The sequence below is a fragment of the Nocardia wallacei genome (assembly GCF_029868745.1).
Taxonomy (GTDB): Bacteria; Actinomycetota; Actinomycetes; order Mycobacteriales; family Mycobacteriaceae; genus Nocardia; species Nocardia wallacei_B.
The window spans coordinates 1-16500 of sequence record NZ_JARWOP010000070.1 but is presented as its reverse complement, the minus strand read 5'-3'; the positions used below and the strand labels follow the sequence as shown (position 1 = coordinate 16500).

The window sequence follows — 16500 nt, the reverse complement described above, 5'->3', positions numbered from 1 at the left end:
GGGGCGTGCCCGACCGTGCGCTTACCGTTGTTGCGTGCTGGAACCGAATGGACCGCTGCCGCCGGAGATCTACTGGCGCCGCCGCTTACTCGCTATCGCGGCCCTGGTCGTAGTCCTCGCGCTGGTGATCTGGCTGGCGATCATGCTGCTGCGCGGTGGTGGCGACGACAAGGCCGCCACCCCCGTCGCGGCGAGTTCGTCGGTCACGAGTGCGCCCGCCACGACCTCGAGCGGCGCGGCCGAGTCCAGCGCGTCACCGTCGACCGCCACGACCAACGCCACCGCCAGCGGGTCGCCGATCTCCTGCCCGGACCAATCGCTGGCGGTGAAGGTGACCGTGGCCCAGCCCGAGTACAAGACCGGTGAACAGCCGGTCTTCGGCATCGTCGTCACCAATATCTCCACCACTCCCTGCCAGCGCGATATGGGATCCGGACTGCAGCAGGTGACGGTGCAGTCGCTGGACGGACAGCGCCGGATGTGGTCCAGCACCGACTGCGACCAGGGTGGTCCCGCCGAGGTCCGGGCGCTGAAAGGCGGTGAGCAGGCGGCGTTCACGCTCACCTGGTCCGGGACCACCTCGCAGCCGGGCTGCGCGGGCGAGCGGGTGCGGGTGCCGACGGGCGGGTACGCCGTGGTCGCTCAGCTGGGTTCGGTGCACAGCACGCCGGAGACCTTCAATATCGGCTGAGGCCTACACGCTGCCGGATTCGGCCAGCCGGGACAGTCCCTCACGGACCTGCCGGGCCAGCGCGACGTCGACACCCGCCACGGCGGCGAGTTCGGCGATGGTCGCGGCCAGCAGGCCCGGCAGCGAATCGAACGCCGCCACCAGCGGCTCCACCGCGTGCGGCGAGACCCGCGGGAGTTCGGCGAGCAGCCGGTAGCCGCGTGGGCTGACCCCGCTGTCGAGGGCGTCGATCTCGGTCGAGAAGCCCAGCGGCGCGGCCAGATTCGCCAGTTCCAGCAGTTCCACCTCGAGCAGTTCGGCCAGCCGGGTCAAGGCGCGTTCCAGCGCCTCGGCATCGCCCGGGTCGGCCCGCAGGTAGTCGCGCACCAGCAACCGTCGCAGCGTGTCGGTATTGCCGACCACCTCGGCCAGCTGCAATGCCAACTGGCGGCCGTCGACCCCGAGTTCGCGCACATCGGAATCGATCTCGCGGGCGATGCGCCGGATCAGTTCCAGGCAGTGCACGACGGTCAGCACATCGCGGAGCGTGGTGTAGTCCTCCAGCTCCACCAGCGACAGCTGCCTGGTCAGCTCGTCCAGCCGGGACCGGTAGCGCTCGAGCGTCGCCATCGCCTGGTTGGCGCGCGACAGGATGGTCTCCGACGGCTGGATCAGATGCCGTCCGCCCCGGGTGTACACCGTCACGATGCCGGTCGACCGGCTCACCGACACCACCGGACAACCGGTGTGCGCGGCCGTGCGCTCGCCGGCCTTGTGCCTGGTGCCCGATTCCACCGTCGGCAGCGTCGGGTCGGGGACCAGGTGCACGTTCGCCCGTCGGATACGGGTGCCGTCGGTCGAAAGCACCACGGCCCCATCCATTTTCGACAGTTCGCGCAACCGGGTCGGGGAGAACTCGACGTCCAGTTCGAAGCCGCCGTCGCAGACCCGCTCGACCGCATCGTCGTAGCCGAGTACGACCAGAGCACCGGTGCGCGCCAACAGGATTCGATCTATGCCGTCCCGCAGCAAGGTGCCCGGGATCAGGCGGGCGATCGTATCCGATTGCACCGCTTCGGGTTTCGGTGTCGGCTCGAGTCGAGCGCTCAGCTCGCTCGGTGAGCCTGGTTGCGGCGCAAGCGTTTCAGTGCCGGAAATCCCCATTGTCGTCCTACCGAGCAGGTTGGTGACCCAGTGACCCGCGTTCATTCGGCAGCCTCCGCGTTTTTGCGACTTCGATTCGACAAACCACCCCTGGCAACGGCCGCACGAATATTCGTCACCTCGTGCACCTTCATGGTGATACCGGAGAGATCCGCCCCCGGCGGCACCAGCGCCTCCGTGAAACCTAGCCGTTCCGCCTCGGCGAGTCGACGCCCCAGCCCGGTGACGCGCCGCACCTCCCCGGCCAATCCGACCTCGCCCAGGATCACCATCCCGGCCGGCAGCGCCACGTCACGCTCGGCACTGGTGAGCGCCAGCGCGATCGCCAGATCGGCGGCCGGCTCGCTCAGCCGCATACCGCCGACCGTCGCCGCGTAGACGTCGTGCTTGCCGAGATACACGTGGCACCGGCTCTGCAGCACCGCGAGCACCATCGACACCCGGTTGTAGTCCAGCCCGCTCACCGCCCGCCGCGGCGCGGGCATCTGGGTGGATACGGTGAGCCCCTGCACCTCGCCCAGCAGCGGCCGCTTGCCGTCCATCGCGACCGTGATCGCGGTGCCGGGCACCCGATCGGTGCGATGGTGCAGGAACAGCCCGGAAGGATCTGTGACGCAGGCGATTCCGTCGTCGTGCAGTTCGAAGCAGCCCACCTCGTCGGCACTGCCGAAACGGTTCTTGATCCCGCGCACCATGCGCAGCGTCGAATGCTTGTCGCCCTCGAACTGCAGCACCACGTCCACCAGATGTTCCAGGGTGCGCGGCCCGGCCACAGTGCCGTCCTTGGTGACGTGGCCGACCAGCAGCACCGCGATACCGCTCGCCTTGGCCAGCGAGGTCAGCGCCGACGTGACCGCGCGCACCTGGGTGACGCCGCCGATCACGCCATCGGCGTCGGCGGCCAGCATGGTCTGCACCGAGTCCACCACCAGCAGGCTCGGACGCACCTGTTCGACATGGCCGAGGATGGTGGCCAGATCGGATTCGGCGGCGAGATAAACCCGCTCGTGCACCGCGTCGGTCCGGTCGGCGCGCAGCTTCACCTGGCCCGCCGACTCCTCGGCCGTCACGTACAGCGACCGTTCGTCGCGCTGCCGCGCCCAGCGATGGGCGACCTCGAGCAGCAGTGTGGACTTGCCCACTCCCGGCTCGCCGGACAGCAGTACCACCGAGCCCGGCACGATGCCGCCGCCGAGCACCCGGTCCAGTTCGCTGACACCGGTCGACCGGGCCTGCGTCACCTGCGAGTCGATCGTGGAGATCGGCGCGGCGGCGGTGGACGGCAGCAGCGCCTTGCGCGCGGCGCCTACCGACGCGGCCGGGGGCGCGGACTCATCGATCGAGCCCCACTCACCACAACCCGGACAGCGCCCCACCCATTTGGCAACCTCGTGCCCGCACGCGGAACAGCGATACTGCGACTTCACCTTGGCCACGAGCGCAGCCTAGGGATCGAGTACGACAGGGACGGTTCGCGACGCGGGGGCGCCGCGGGCGGCACGGCTCAGTGCCCGCCCTTGTGCTCACCGTGCTCGCCCTCGGCCGCCGCCGGCGCGCCTTCCTTGCGCGCGGTATCCGGACCGGCGTCGACCGGGACCGGAACCTGGACGGTGCCGTTCTCCTTGAAGTTGAACGTCACCTGGTAGGTCAGGCCCGGGGTGATGTCGCGGGTCAGGCCGGTGATCTCGACCAGGATCGGTGCGGCGGGCTCGGCCGGGTGCTCCGCGGCGCCGAGGCCCTCGGCCTGATGGGCGGCGGCGGAACCGGTGGTCGTGGGCGCGGCGCTCGCGGCCGTGCTGCTCGCGGCGGTGCTGCTCGGCGCGGCCGAGCTGGTGGGTGCGGACGCGTGTGCCTCGCTCCGCTTCCCGGCGACCAGGGTCTGCTGGTACGCCAACTGCGGGTTGGCCGGGGTGATCTTCACCTGGCCCAGGTCGGTGGTGATGCTGGCGAGTTCGTCCGGCTTGGTCGCGCCGTCGTTGATCGCGCTGAACGCGAGCACGGCCTTGCCGCCCTTGGCGTTGGTGTACTCCTCCGACTGCGGCAGCAGGATGCGCACGTCGCGCAGCGCGACCTTGCCCACATTGGCGCTGTTGCCGTTGACGGCCGCGACCTGCGAGGCGGTCTGCGAGATCTGGCCCGCACTGCAGCCCGAGAGCGCGAGGGCCGCGCCCGCGGCGAGGGCCGCGACGGCGACGGCGCGCCGCGGTGCCTTACGCAGGACGCGCCGGGGCGCCTTCGACGCGGTGGTGGCATTCAGGGCAGTCACGGGTTGTCCTCCATGTCGACCGGCTCACTCCACGATGGAGAGTAGTAGTAGGCAGCGTAGTAGTCGCGTGCAGGTGTCCCGTGTCTCGCCTCTACGCTTCGACACTCGGGCGCGCGCGACGGGAACTCGGCGGCGGGGCGATCACGCCGACGCGCGGAAGCCGTTCTGGCACAACAGGATGCACACAGGTGCCGTTCTGTCAACCCCCACCGCTCCCCTGTTGTGGCCCTGACCTGCGTCGTTGATCGCGCCGTTATCGAGTCGCATGTTAAACTGTGAACATCGAAAGGGGCACGGGACACATGATTTTTAAGGTCGGAGACACCGTCGTTTACCCCCACCACGGAGCGGCGCTGATCGAAGCTATCGAGACCCGCACCATCAAGGGTGTGCAGAAAGAGTATCTGGTCCTGAAGGTCGCACAAGGCGATCTCACCGTTCGGGTTCCCGCGGAGAACGCGGAGTACGTCGGCGTCCGGGACGTCGTCGGCCAGGAGGGTCTCGATCGAGTCTTCCAGGTACTGCGCGCGCCGCATACCGAGGAGCCGACGAACTGGTCCCGCCGCTACAAGGCCAACCTGGAGAAGCTCGCCTCCGGCGATGTGAACAAGGTGGCCGAGGTCGTGCGCGACCTGTGGCGTCGGGAACAGGACCGCGGTCTGTCCGCGGGCGAGAAGCGCATGCTGGCCAAGGCCCGTCAGATCCTCGTCGGTGAACTCGCCCTCGCCGAGGGCACCGACGATGTCAAGGCCGAGACCCTTCTCGACGAGGTTCTCGCCGCGGCTTCCTGACCGTGAGAAGTTCGCACGACGAAAGTCGTGTTGTGGCGCTGGTGCCTGCCGCCGGTCTGGGCGTGCGCTTGGGTGAATCAATGCCCAAGGCGTTCGTCCCGGTCGGCGGCAGACCCATGCTCACACTCGCAATAGACGGTTTGATCGCGTCCGGGGTCGTGGACCGCATCGTGATCATGGTGCCCGCCGAGTTGATCGGCGAGGCGGAGGTTCTGCTCGCCACCAGTGCCCGGGCGGCAGTACCGAGCGGCCGGGGTTCGCACCTCGGCGCGCCCGGCTCCGTCCCGGTGAGCGTGGTCGCCGGCGGCACCGAGCGCACCGACTCCGTGCGCGCCGGTATCGCCGCCGCCCCGGAGGCCACCGCCTACCTGGTTCACGACGCCGCTCGCGCGCTGACCCCGCCGGGCCTGATCGCCCGGGTGGTGGCCGAGTTGCGTGCCGGGCGGCGCGCGGTGGTGCCTGGGGTCGCGGTCACCGACACCGTCAAGTCGGTCGATGCGCAAGGCGACGTGACCGGCACACCGGATCGCGGCCGGCTCCGCGCCATCCAGACACCGCAGGGTTTCGACGCCCCGCTGCTGCGCGAGGCCTACGCCCTCGACATACCGGTCACCGACGATGCCGGTCTGGTCGAACGGCTCGGCGCGAGCGTGCGCGTAATCCCGGGCGACCCCATGGCTTTCAAGATCACCACTCCCCTGGACCTGCGGCTGGCCCGCACGCTGCTCGACGAGAACGAGCCCCACAGGGCGGTGCGGGCATGAACACGGACGTCGCCAGTCGGCCGCGTGGGGTCGGGGCAGGCATGAACACGGACGTCGCCAGTCGGCCGCGTGAGGTCGGGGCAGGCATGAACACGGAGACCATCCGCCGGCCGCGGGAGGTGGTGCGGAGATGAGCGTGGAAGCCGCCGACCTCGACATTCGCGTGGGCATCGGGTCCGATGTGCATCCCATCGAATCGGGCCGCCCGTGCTGGATGGCCGGTCTGCTGTTCGAGGGCGACAACGGCTGCGCCGGGCACTCCGATGGCGATGTGGCGGCGCACGCGCTGTGTGACGCGCTGCTGTCGGCCGCGGGCCTCGGCGACGTGGGAGCCGTCTTCGGCACCGGACGGCCGGAATGGGCGGGCGTGTCCGGAGCGGCCATGCTGAAGGAAGTGCGGCGACTGCTCGGCGAGTCCGGCTACGCGATCGTCAATGCCGCTGTGCAAGTGATAGGCAACCGGCCAAAGATCGGGCCGCGCCGGGCCGAGGCACAGCAGGTGCTCGGCGAACTGCTGGGTGCGCCGGTCTCGGTATCGGGCACCACCACCGACGGCCTGGGTCTCACCGGCCGGGGCGAGGGCGTGGCGGCGGTGGCAACCGCCCTGCTGCGACGCTGTAGCGGGGACTGTCCGGGCTCGGACTGAGCCGGGGCCCCCTACCCGCGCGTGTGCACTCGATCCGTGCGCCCGTACCCTGCTATAAACCGCCCGTAATCTCGCTCTTTGCCCATAGCTAGGATGGCTGGTCGTGACTCTGCGCCTGTTCGACACCGAGACGCGGACCCTGCGTGATTTCACGCCTCTGGTCCCCGGTCGTGCCTCGGTGTACCTATGTGGCGCCACGGTGCAGGGCGCACCCCACATCGGACACGTTCGCAGCGGCGTCGCGTTCGACGTGCTGCGCCGCTGGCTGACCGCCGGTGGATACGACGTGGCGTTCATCCGCAACGTCACCGATATCGAGGACAAGATCCTGACCAAGGCCGCCGCCGCGGGCCGCCCGTGGTGGGAGTGGGCTGCCACGCACGAGCGCGCCTTCGATCGCGCCTACGAGGCGCTCGGAGTGCTGCCGCCGTCGGCGGAGCCGCGCGCCACGGGTCACATCACGCAGATGATCGAGTTGATGCAACGGCTGATCGACCGCGGTCACGCCTACGCCTCGAGCGGCAACGTCTACTTCGACGTCCGCAGCTATCCCGACTACGGCAAGCTGTCCGGCCACCGGCTCGACGACGTGCATCAGGGCGAGAGCGCCGGCGAGGGCAAGCGCGACCCGCGAGACTTCACGCTGTGGAAGGCCGCCAAGCCCGGCGAGCCCACCTGGCCGTCCCCGTGGGGCCCCGGGCGGCCCGGCTGGCACCTGGAATGCTCGGCGATGGCGGAGTTCTATCTCGGCGCGGAGTTCGACATCCATTGCGGCGGTATGGATCTGGTCTTCCCGCATCACGAGAACGAGATCGCCCAATCCCGGGCCGCCGGTGACGGTTTCGCTCGGTACTGGCTACACAACGGCTGGGTGACGCTCGGCGGCGAGAAGATGTCGAAGTCGCTGGGCAACACGCTGTCGGTGCCGAATGTGCTCAAACAGGTTCGGGCCGTGGAACTCCGGTTCTACCTGGGCAGCGCGCACTACAGCTCGATGCTGGAATACTCCGACCAGGCACTGCGCGACGCCGCCCAGACCTACCAGCGGCTCGAGGCGTTCGTGCAGCGCACAGTGGAGCGCGCGGGCGAGATCCCGGTGGGCAAATGGACCGACGCGTTCGCCGAGGCGCTGGACGACAATCTCGGAATCCCCAAGGCGCTGGCGGAGATTCACCGCGTCGTGCACGAGGGCAACAAGGCCCTGGAGTCCGGCGCCGTCGACACCGCTCGGGAGCTGGCCGGTCAGGTGCGGGCCATGCTCGGCATTCTCGGGGTGGATCCGCTGGATCCGCACTGGGCGGCGCCGACGGACTCCTCGACCGCCCTGGACGCCCTCGACGTGCTGGTCCGCGCGGAACTGGACCGGCGTCAGCAGGCCCGCGCGGACAAGGACTGGGCGACCGCCGACGCGGTACGCGACCGGCTCAATTCGGCCGGCGTCGAGGTCACCGACACACCGGAGGGCCCCGAGTGGTCACTGACCGGTGAGACGCGACCATGACACGGAAGGCTGAGTGATGGCGGGCAATTCGCAACGGCGAGGGGCAATCCGCAAGGGCGGCAGCAAGAAGGGCCAGACCGTCGGCTCCGGCGGTCAGCGCCGCCGCGGGCTGGAGGGCAAGGGCGCGACGCCGCCCGCCCACATGCGCAAGTACCACCCCGCGGCCAAGCGCGCGGCGGCAGCGGCCAAGGCCGCGCAGGCCAAGAACCGTCCCACCGGGCGGCCGAGCACCCGCAAGGGCGACGACGGCCCGGAGTTGGTGCTGGGCCGCAACCCCGTGGTCGAGTGCCTGCGGGCGGGCGTGCCCGCGACCGCGCTGTACGTGGCGGTCGGCACCGAGAACGACGAGCGGCTCACCGAGGCGGTGAAACATGCCGCCGACTCCGGGATTTCCATCCTGGAGGTGCCGCGCACCGATCTGGACCGTCTGAGCAGCAACGGCCTGCACCAGGGTCTGGCGCTGCAGGTACCGCCGTACCGTTACGCGCACCCGGAGGATCTGCTCGAATCCGCCCGCACCGCACCGGAACCCGCTCTGCTGGTGGCGCTGGACAACATCTCCGACCCACGGAACCTGGGCGCCGTGATCCGCTCGGTCGCGGCCTTCGGCGGCCACGGCGTGGTGATCCCGCAGCGCCGCAGCGCCAGCGTCACCGCGGTGGCATGGCGCACCAGCGCCGGCGCCGCGGCCCGGTTGCCGGTCGCCCGCGCCACGAATCTCACTCGGACCCTGAAGGATTACGCCAAGGCGGGCCTGCAGGTGGTCGGCCTGGACGCCGAAGGGGACACTCCCCTCGACGAATTCGACGGCAGCACACCGACAATCGTCGTGGTCGGCTCGGAGGGCAAGGGCCTCTCCCGCCTGGTCCGGGAAACCTGCGACAACATCCTGAGCATCCCCATGGCAGGTCCTGTCGAGTCCCTGAACGCCTCGGTGGCGGCCGGAGTGGTCCTGGCCGACATTGCCCGCCAACGCCGCTCCTGACCCCTCCGGCAACCGCCACGGCCACCAATCCAGCGCGTCGGCCCCACCTCATCGCCCGCGGCCACCTAGACTTGTCCGGTGGCCATGAACGAGCCCCCGTACTACTGGCACGAGCAGCAGCCCCCGACGCAAGCGGTGGAGCATCCGCAAGCGACGACGGTGTTGCTGCTCGGTGCGCTGAGCGTTTTCTGTTGCGGCGCACTGGGTCCGGTGGCCTGGGTGATGGGCAAGCGGGCGCTCGATCAGATCGAGGCGTCCGAGGGCGGCTTCGGCGGGCGGACCCAGGTCCTGGTCGGGTACGTTCTCGGCGTGGTCGGCACGGTCCTCATGGCCCTGATGGGGATCCTGTTCTTCCTGGTCCTCATCGGCGGCAACGCCTGACCGCGAAAAGGCTTCGGCCGGTACCGAATCCGCCTGTCAGTCGAGCCCGGCACGCCCCGGTTCGATCGGCACTCCCCACGCGGGCCATTCGGTACTGACGCTCCCGGACCATTTCGGCTGCCGCCGATCGTGCAGCGCCGCCATGCCCTCCCCCGCGTCGACGCTCTGCGCCACATAGGTATTGAGGTCGGTCTCGAGCTTGCCGACGGCCTCGGCGCTCATCCCGAGGCTCTCCCACAGCAACCGTTTGGACAGCGCCACCGGCAGCGGAGCGGAACCACTGACGATGTCGTGCGCGACGGCGAGAGCGGTCGGCAGCACCTCCCCCGCGGACAGGGAGGTGTTGGCCAGCCCCATCGCCTTCGCCTCGTCGCCGTCGAAGGTGCGGCCGGTGAGCATGATGTCGGCGGCGTTGGCCATGCCGACCAGCCGCGGTAGCGTCCAGTGCGCGTAACCGTCGGCGACGACGGCTCGGCGCACCTGGTTGAGCCCGTACACCGCGTCGCGGGCCATATAGCGCAGATCGCATTGCAGCGCGAGTTCCAGCCCGATCCCCACCGCATGCCCGTTCACGGCCGCGATCACCGGTTTGCGGACCCGCCAGGGCGGCGGGTCGATGGTCCCGGTGACGTCGCCGACCCGGTGGGACAGATCGGCCCCCGCACAGAAAGCGGGCGGGGTACCGGTGATGATCACCGCGCGGATGGCGTCCTCGGTGTCACAGCGCCGCAGCGCCGCACCGAGTTCGGCGGCCATGGTCGGAGTAAAGGCGTTCTGCTGGGCGGGACGATTGAGCGTGAGCACGGCGATCCCGGACGAGACATCGACGTGCAGTTCCGAACTCATGCGAGAAGATCCTAGTTCTGTTCCCGCCGCACCGCGCCCGCGTAAACCCACGGAACCCCAGCACACCGGTAACGGGTGAATTGCCGCAGACCACCAGACCACAACCCCCCACTCCGGTGCAACCCTCCCCAAGGTTTTCGGCGCGGAGGCCGATTACCGCAATACCTGGCGCCCGATCGCCCACTTGTGCACCTCGGTGGGCCCGTCGTACAAACGGAACGCCCGCATGTCCCGGAAGATCATCTCGACCACGGTCTCGTCACTGATCCCGATCCCGCCGAGCACCTGCACACAGCGGTCGGCGACCTTGAACAGCTCCTCGGATACGTACGACTTGGCGATCGAACTCTCGTGCCGGGCCTTGTGCCCCTGATCCATCAGCCAGCACGCGTGCCAGACGGTCAGGCGGCACTGGTGTAGCGCGATCTCGTTGTCCGCCAACATGAACGACACGCCCTCGTGTTCGCCGATGGGTCGTCCGAAGGCGGTGCGGGTCTTGGCGTGCTCCACGGCGATATGCTGCGCGCGTTCGGCGGCGCCGAGCCAGCGCATGCAGTGGGTGAGCCGAGCAGGGGCGAGACGGAGCTGCGCGTACCGCAGTGCCTGGCCGGTCTCGCCGAGCACGGATTCCTTGGGCAGCACGAGGTTCTCGAAGCGCACCACGCCGTGCCCGCCGACGTAGTTGCGGTCCATGGTGTTCATGGTGCGTTCGATGACGATGCCCGGGGTACCGCCCTCGGCGAGGAACAGCGTGGGTCCCTCGGGCAGGTGCCCGTTGGCCTCCAGCCGCGCCATGATGATCCAGGTCTTGGCCCCGTCCGCCCCGGTGATCAGCCATTTACGGCCGTTGACGGTGAAGTTCTCGCCATCGAAAGTGGCGGTGGTGGACAGCTGGTTGGGGTCGGATCCGGCGCCGCCCGGCTCGGTCATCGCGAACACCGAACGCTGATGGCCGTTGACGACCGGCATGAGGTAGCGGTCGGTCTGCTCGGCGTTCGCGATCCTGGACAGCAGGAACATGTTGCCCTCGTCGGGCGCGGCGCAGTTCATCGCGACCGGGCCGAGCGTGGACCACCCGGCGGCCTCGTAGATGACGGCCTGCTCGATGTGCGACAGCCCGCGACCGCCCATTTCGACCGGCGCCTGCACGGTCAGCAGCTTCTCGGCCCGCGCCAGCTCGACCAGTTCCTGCCGGAGATCGTCGTTCGGGCCGTGCGCGGTCAGCCGCGGATCACGCTCGTAGGGAACGATCTTGTCGATGACGAACTGACGCGTCCGGTCGCGCTCGGCGGCCAGGTCGGCGGGTATCGAGAAGTCGATCATCGTGGTGGTCACCTTCGTTCGGGGGCTGCGACGAGCATACGACGTAACTCCGGCCAGACTGAAGGCGGTTGACGTCAGACCTGTTTTCGCAGGTTGTCAAGGCCCTGGACGGTGCGCAGGAACCGCTCGACCTCGGCTCGGTAGCGCTCCGGCTGGTCGTCGTGAACGAGGTGGCCGGCGTCGCGGATCAGCACGTGCCGGGCGTTCGGGTGGACCTCGGCCATCTCGCGCATCTGGCCGGGCGGGGTGATCGTGTGCTCGCCCTCGAGCAGCAGCGCGGGCGCCCGCACCGCCCGCCACCGGTCCCAGAAGTCGCGGCCGCCCCACTCCTCGGAGATGTCGCGGAAGGTGGCGACCCTGCCGTGCAGCCGGTAGCCGTCCGGGCCGCGCTCGAACGAGTTCAGGAAATAGCGGCCCGCGACCGGGCCGAAGTAGTCCAGCACGGCGGCGGCGTCGGGGAACGGCTGCGGCCAGGCCTCGATCATGGCCGCCCAGTCGCGTGCCGTGCGACCGCGGAAATCCGGTGCGATGTCCTCCACCACCAGGCCCCGCACCCGCTCCGGATACGCGGCCGCGAACACCCAGCCGTGCAGCCCTCCCATCGAATGCCCGATCACCACCATCGGTTCGGTGATCACCGCGGTGGCCGCCGCCAGATCGGCGACGAAGGCCTCGGTGGTGAGTTCGGCCGGTGCGGGACGACCGTGACCCGCGGCGTCGAAGGTATAGACGTGACCGAACTCCCGCAGCCAGCCCACGTGGCCGCGCCAAGTGCGGGCGCTGCCCATCAGTCCGTGCAGCAGCAGAATCGGCACTCCCGTGCCACCCTCGTCGTACAGCATCGGCTCGACAATACGTCCGCGCCGACCCGGTTTCGCCCACGGCGCTAGCCTGGTGCGCATGGCTGTTGTGAAGATCAATGCGATCGAGGTGCCCGAGGGCGCGGGACCCGAACTGGAGAAGCGGTTCGCGCACCGCGCGCACGCCGTCGACAACTCGCCCGGCTTCCTGGGCTTCCAGTTGCTGCGGCCGGTGGCCGGGGACAACCGGTATTTCGTTGTCACGCAATGGGATTCCGAGGAGTCGTTCGCGGCGTGGCGGGACGGCCCGGCCAAGGAGGCGCACGCGGGCGACCCGTCCCGCAAGCCGGTGTCGACCGGGGCGTCGCTGCTGGAGTTCGAGGTCGTGATCGACGTTCCGGCGAAGTCCTAGGCGGCCGTCACTCCGGTTGGGTGACGACGTTCAACTCCCGGATTCCGGCCTCCGCGCCCGTATCGGCGTCATCGATATGGACCCGCACGTAGCGCGCGTATGACGGTGTCGTCAGCGCGCCGTCGGCTGCCCGCGGCACCGTGACCCACGTCCGATTGTCGCGGGAGACGGCGATGTCGTACGAGGCCGGTGGCGGGCCGCTCCATTCGGTCGCCACCTTCGCTACCGCGTCGACCTGCCCGAGATCCACGGTCAGGTCGGCGGCGGCGGTGGCGGGGAGCCAGCTGGTGGCCGAGTTGCCGTCCACCGCGGCCTCCGCGTAGGCGCCGGGCTGCTCGCTGGACGCGAGGACGGTCTTGCAGTCGGCGGCATCCACCGTGGGCGACCGATCCGGTCGGCGCGTGGGGAGTTGCAGGGACTTGCCCGGATCGACTTGCCGCACGCCGCTTTCCGTCTCCACCGGCAGAGACGGCCCCGATGTCACTGTGACGGTGCTGTGCTCCGGACCCACCGAGACGTCGAAAACCCTTCCCTGCCAGTGCAGTCCGCGCACCACCACACCGTCGGAGAGTTGCGGCGGCAGCAACGGAGCGAGCCGCACCCGATCCTCCCGCAGGCGCAGCCCCACCAGTCCGTTGGTGAACTCCTGCACGAAACCGCCTGCGAGAGTGGTGAAGTCGAAGGCGGGCGAGCCCGCCAGCGGGTCGGCGGCCCCGGCCTTCTCGCCGCGCGCCTCGGCGAACTGCCCGAACGGCGCGCGGGCGAACGGTCGCGCCGAGCGGTCCAGGTAGGTGCCGACCGCGCAGCCCGGTTCGCCGTTCGCGGCGGCGTCGATCTGATGCACCGAGTCGGTCATGGCGGGCCCGTCCGGGTCGGTGCGCTCGGCGTAGTAGTCGAGGGTCCGGGCGGCCACCTCCGGCGGCATCGGCCATTCCAGCGGATATTGCAGCAATACCGTGTCGGCCTGTTTGAGCCGTGCCCCGCGATAGCCGTCGTACTGCACGAAAATGCCTTCGCGCGGGTCGAAGGGCATGCGCAGGCGGTCGGCGACGGCCGCCCATTCCGGTGGCGCGGGCGCGCCGACGAGGGCCGCCGCGGTGGCCGCGTTCCGCAGCGTCACCGCGGCCACGCCGTTGGTGTACACGCCGTCGTCGACGCCGTTGCTGTATTCGTCCGGCCCGGCCACAGTGCGAATCGAATAGCTGCCGTCGGGGTTCGCGGACACCCGCCCGGCCCAGAATTCGGCGAGGCTCGACATGATCGGCCAGATGCGTTCGCGCAGGTAGTCGAGGTCCTTGGTGGCCAGGTAATACTGCCAGGCGGCCAGCGCGACGTCGCCTTGGAGATGAATCTGGGTGACGCAGTGCGGTGGCGACCAGCTGTGACATTCGTTCCACAGATCGCCGGTGCTCGCACTGGTCCACGGATAGAAGGCGCCGGGATAGCCGAGGCGGCGGGCGTTCTCGCGAGCGGCGGGCAGGGTCTTGTAGCGATACTCGACGACCGAGCGCGCCAGTTCGGGGCGCAACTGCAGCAGGCCCGGGTACATCCAGATATCGGCATCCCAGAAGATCAGGCCGCCGTAGTTGTCGCTGCTCAGTCCGGTGGGTGAAATGCTGTTGTCCTGCCGGGAATTCGTGCCCGAATAGAGTGCGTAGAGCGCGCCCCGCGCCCACAGTTGCACGTCCGGCCGACCGGGCACCTCGATATCGGACTCCCACAGCTGCCGCCACGCTTTCGATTGCGCCGCAAGCACTTCCGCCCAGCCCCGCGACGCGCCACGCTGCGCCGCCGCGCTCGCGGACCCGGCCGGGTCCGCGGTGGTGAGCGCGGTGTCGACACCGACGAACTTGGTGATCTCGTACCGCTGCCCGGACGTCATCGGCACCGTCGCCTGCTGGCCGGAATCCCGCGGCTGCGCCGACGCCGCCCCGACGTCGAGCACCGATGCCACCGCACCCGCCACATTCGTTGTCCTGGTGCGGAATTCGGTATTCACCAGCGGTGGCCGTGCCGTCGTGGCGGTCCGGTCGAGACGGCGAGCGCCCGCGTAGTCGATGAGGTCGGTGATGGCCGCGTGGCCGCTCCAGTGCGGTGTCAAGGTCAGGTGCACGGCCGCCGCGTGCTGATCGGTGCGGTCGGTGAGCACGTCGTACGCCAGATCGGTGGCGCGGCCGTCCCGCGTCGTCCAGGTAAGTTCGGTGCGTACCAGCCCGCAGCGCAGATATTGGGTCTGCCGGAAATTCGACACCTGCGCCGGCGGTGTCGCGGGCGAGAAGGTCTCGTCACCGACGCCGACCCGCAGTGTCGACCAGTTCGGCAGCGCCGCAGCGACTTCCAGGCCCGCGGCGACCGCGGGGTCGCGAGCGTAGAGCCCGGCCGCGAAGGCGCCGTCGTAACGCGGCGTGTACATCGGATATCCGGTGATCTCGCCGGTTTCCACATAGCCGGTGCCCGCCGGCGGCACCCGCAGACCGAGATACCCGTTGCCGACGAAGGGATGGCCCTCGTAACCGGCGGTGAACGACCGCGACGACGGCGCCCAGTCCGCCGCCGCCGACACGCTGTCACCGGGACAGGGAAAAGCCCGCGGCGTCTCGGGCCCCGACCGGACCGCGACCACGATCGCGGCCACCACCAGCACGGCGACGAACACCGCGGCGACGCCGATCCACAGTCGGCGGCGGTGGCCCGTTGCCGGTCGCGCAGTTGACGGCACGTCACAAAGGGTGTCACAGTTCATGAGACAAGAGCGACGGTGACGCGGTAACCCGGTGTGATTCCGGGGCGGTCGCGCCACTGTGAACCGGCATCCGCCGGGCAGCCAGACACCGGCACCGTCGAGCTCGACCCGCTCGCGGGGACGCGAACATCCCCGAAGGAGGACCACCATGGCCATTGCGCACACTCCCAGCCGCGCAACCGATTCCCTCGCCGCCGTGCTCGCGACGGTAGGCGTCGTCCTGATGGCACTGCTCACGCTGTACCTGGTCGGCTTCGATCAGGGCGCGATCTCCCGGAGCGGGATGTATCTGCACGAGCTGATGCACGACGGGCGGCACCTACTGGGCGTCCCGTGCCACTGACGGGTTCCCTCAAGACTCTGCTGCTGCGCGGCCTGCTGGCCGGACTGATCGCCGGACTGCTGGCGGGCACTGTCGGATTCGTGATCGGCGAGCCGAAGGTCGAGTCGGCCATCGCGATCGAGGAAGCGGGGCATTCGGAGGCCGGGCATTCGCACGGCGACGCCGAGGAGCCGCTGGTCAGCCGGGGCGGACAGAAGTTCGGCGAGTTCCTCGCGCTCGGATTGAGTGGGCTGGCGCTGGGCGCGATCTTCGCGGCCGTCGCCAATGCGGCTCGCCGGCACACCGGCCTGTCCGGGCCGAAACTGGCTGTGGCGCTGGCATTGTGCGGCTGGCTCGCGATCAGCGCGGTGCCGTTCTTCAAGTATCCCGCCAACCCGCCCGCGGTGGGCGAGCCCGACACCATCAACGATCGCACGCTGCTGTGGGTGGCGGCGGTGCTGCTCGGGCTGGCTGCGGTGGGCGCCGCGGTCTTCGCGCATCGACTGCTGTCGAATCAGCTGAGCACGCTCCGGGTCGTCGCGGCCGTGGCGGCCTTCTCGGTCGTGACGGCGATCGGCTACGTCGCGCTGCCGGGCGTGAACGAGGTGAAGGACGACTTCCCCGCCACCCTGCTGTGGCAGTTCCGAGTGTCGTCGCTGGCGGTCACGGCCACCCTGTGGGCCGCCCTGGGCCTGGCCTTCGCGACTTTGACCGAATTCGCGGGCCGCAAGCAGCCGGTCGCCGCCTGAGGGGGCGGTGCCGCAGCGGCACCCCCCCCACAGGCCGCGGCCCGCGGCATTCCGCCCCCGAAATAGGTCAAAGTAGCGAAGGCCCCGCCCCCGGCGGCCCCCAGGGTGGCCCGGACCGCCCCCGACGACCCACCGCA

The 16500-nt window shown here is 69.7% G+C and carries 17 protein-coding genes and 1 riboswitch; of the genes, 10 read left to right on the top strand and 7 right to left on the bottom strand.

Annotated elements, in window-relative coordinates:
- The first annotated feature begins 34 nt into the window (after nt 1-34).
- Nucleotides 35-691: a DUF4232 domain-containing protein gene (locus QH470_RS04345; protein WP_280270943.1), complete on the top strand. Its 657-nt coding sequence runs from the start codon at nt 35-37 to the stop codon at nt 689-691.
- A gap of 3 nt (nt 692-694) precedes the next feature.
- On the opposite strand, the gene disA is transcribed toward QH470_RS04345, so the two are convergent.
- The 3 genes from disA to QH470_RS04330 all read right to left on the bottom strand — a co-directional run bounded on the left by disA (nt 695) and on the right by QH470_RS04330 (nt 4100).
- Nucleotides 695-1741, bottom strand: coding sequence for a DNA integrity scanning diadenylate cyclase DisA (gene disA, locus QH470_RS04340; protein WP_280270942.1), 1047 nt, complete (start codon nt 1739-1741; stop codon nt 695-697).
- Nucleotides 1742-1875: 134 nt separating this feature from the next.
- Nucleotides 1876-3270 (bottom strand): DNA repair protein RadA, encoded by a 1395-nt coding sequence (gene radA / locus QH470_RS04335; RefSeq protein ID WP_280270941.1) that lies wholly within the window; start codon nt 3268-3270, stop codon nt 1876-1878.
- A gap of 68 nt (nt 3271-3338) precedes the next feature.
- Nucleotides 3339-4100, bottom strand: coding sequence for a copper chaperone PCu(A)C domain-containing protein (locus tag QH470_RS04330; RefSeq protein WP_342228417.1), 762 nt, complete (start codon nt 4098-4100; stop codon nt 3339-3341).
- Nucleotides 4101-4402: 302 nt separating this feature from the next.
- On the opposite strand from QH470_RS04330, the gene carD reads away from it, so the two are divergent.
- From carD to QH470_RS04300, 6 genes are all read left to right on the top strand, one after another.
- On the top strand, nt 4403-4891 hold the full coding sequence (gene carD / locus QH470_RS04325; RefSeq protein ID WP_019931623.1) for an RNA polymerase-binding transcription factor CarD: 489 nt from the start codon (nt 4403-4405) through the stop codon (nt 4889-4891).
- A 2-nt stretch (nt 4892-4893) separates the two neighbouring features.
- Nucleotides 4894-5655 carry a 2-C-methyl-D-erythritol 4-phosphate cytidylyltransferase gene (gene ispD / locus QH470_RS04320; protein WP_280270940.1) on the top strand — a complete coding sequence of 254 codons (762 nt, stop codon included), beginning with the start codon at nt 4894-4896 and terminating at the stop codon, nt 5653-5655.
- Between the two features lie 157 nt (nt 5656-5812).
- Complete coding sequence (ispF, locus tag QH470_RS04315; RefSeq protein WP_280270954.1) at nt 5813-6301, top strand: 2-C-methyl-D-erythritol 2,4-cyclodiphosphate synthase; 489 nt, start codon at nt 5813-5815, stop codon at nt 6299-6301.
- A 103-nt stretch (nt 6302-6404) separates the two neighbouring features.
- Complete coding sequence (gene cysS / locus QH470_RS04310; protein ID WP_280270939.1) at nt 6405-7802, top strand: cysteine--tRNA ligase; 1398 nt, start codon at nt 6405-6407, stop codon at nt 7800-7802.
- Between the two features lie 16 nt (nt 7803-7818).
- A complete protein-coding gene (gene rlmB / locus QH470_RS04305; protein WP_280270938.1) occupies nt 7819-8787 on the top strand; it encodes a 23S rRNA (guanosine(2251)-2'-O)-methyltransferase RlmB in 969 nt (322 codons plus the stop codon).
- 84 nt (nt 8788-8871) lie between these two features.
- Nucleotides 8872-9168, top strand: a complete 297-nt coding sequence (locus QH470_RS04300; RefSeq protein ID WP_280270953.1) for a DUF4190 domain-containing protein — start codon at nt 8872-8874, stop codon at nt 9166-9168.
- A gap of 36 nt (nt 9169-9204) precedes the next feature.
- Here the strand turns inward: QH470_RS04300 and QH470_RS04295 are convergent, their stop codons facing one another.
- The 3 genes from QH470_RS04295 to QH470_RS04285 all read right to left on the bottom strand — a co-directional run bounded on the left by QH470_RS04295 (nt 9205) and on the right by QH470_RS04285 (nt 12179).
- The gene (locus tag QH470_RS04295) at nt 9205-10014 is read right to left on the bottom strand and encodes an enoyl-CoA hydratase/isomerase family protein (RefSeq protein ID WP_280270937.1); all 810 of its coding nucleotides are present in this window, start codon (nt 10012-10014) and stop codon (nt 9205-9207) included.
- Nucleotides 10015-10167: 153 nt separating this feature from the next.
- Nucleotides 10168-11337, bottom strand: a complete 1170-nt coding sequence (locus QH470_RS04290) for an acyl-CoA dehydrogenase family protein (protein ID WP_280270936.1) — start codon at nt 11335-11337, stop codon at nt 10168-10170.
- 74 nt (nt 11338-11411) lie between these two features.
- Nucleotides 11412-12179 (bottom strand): alpha/beta fold hydrolase, encoded by a 768-nt coding sequence (locus tag QH470_RS04285; protein WP_280270935.1) that lies wholly within the window; start codon nt 12177-12179, stop codon nt 11412-11414.
- A 58-nt stretch (nt 12180-12237) separates the two neighbouring features.
- On the opposite strand from QH470_RS04285, the gene QH470_RS04280 reads away from it, so the two are divergent.
- Complete coding sequence (locus tag QH470_RS04280) at nt 12238-12549, top strand: antibiotic biosynthesis monooxygenase family protein (protein ID WP_280270934.1); 312 nt, start codon at nt 12238-12240, stop codon at nt 12547-12549.
- 7 nt (nt 12550-12556) lie between these two features.
- On the opposite strand, the gene QH470_RS04275 is transcribed toward QH470_RS04280, so the two are convergent.
- Nucleotides 12557-15268 carry a discoidin domain-containing protein gene (locus tag QH470_RS04275; protein WP_280270933.1) on the bottom strand — a complete coding sequence of 904 codons (2712 nt, stop codon included), beginning with the start codon at nt 15266-15268 and terminating at the stop codon, nt 12557-12559.
- A 20-nt stretch (nt 15269-15288) separates the two neighbouring features.
- A riboswitch (cobalamin riboswitch) is annotated at nt 15289-15405 on the top strand.
- 35 nt (nt 15406-15440) lie between these two features.
- On the opposite strand from QH470_RS04275, the gene QH470_RS04270 reads away from it, so the two are divergent.
- Nucleotides 15441-15635: a CbtB domain-containing protein gene (locus QH470_RS04270; protein WP_280270932.1), complete on the top strand. Its 195-nt coding sequence runs from the start codon at nt 15441-15443 to the stop codon at nt 15633-15635.
- Nucleotides 15626-16363: a CbtA family protein gene (locus tag QH470_RS04265; RefSeq protein WP_280270931.1), complete on the top strand. Its 738-nt coding sequence runs from the start codon at nt 15626-15628 to the stop codon at nt 16361-16363. Before QH470_RS04270 ends, QH470_RS04265 begins: the two co-directional genes overlap by 10 nt.
- Nucleotides 16364-16500 lie beyond the last annotated feature (137 nt).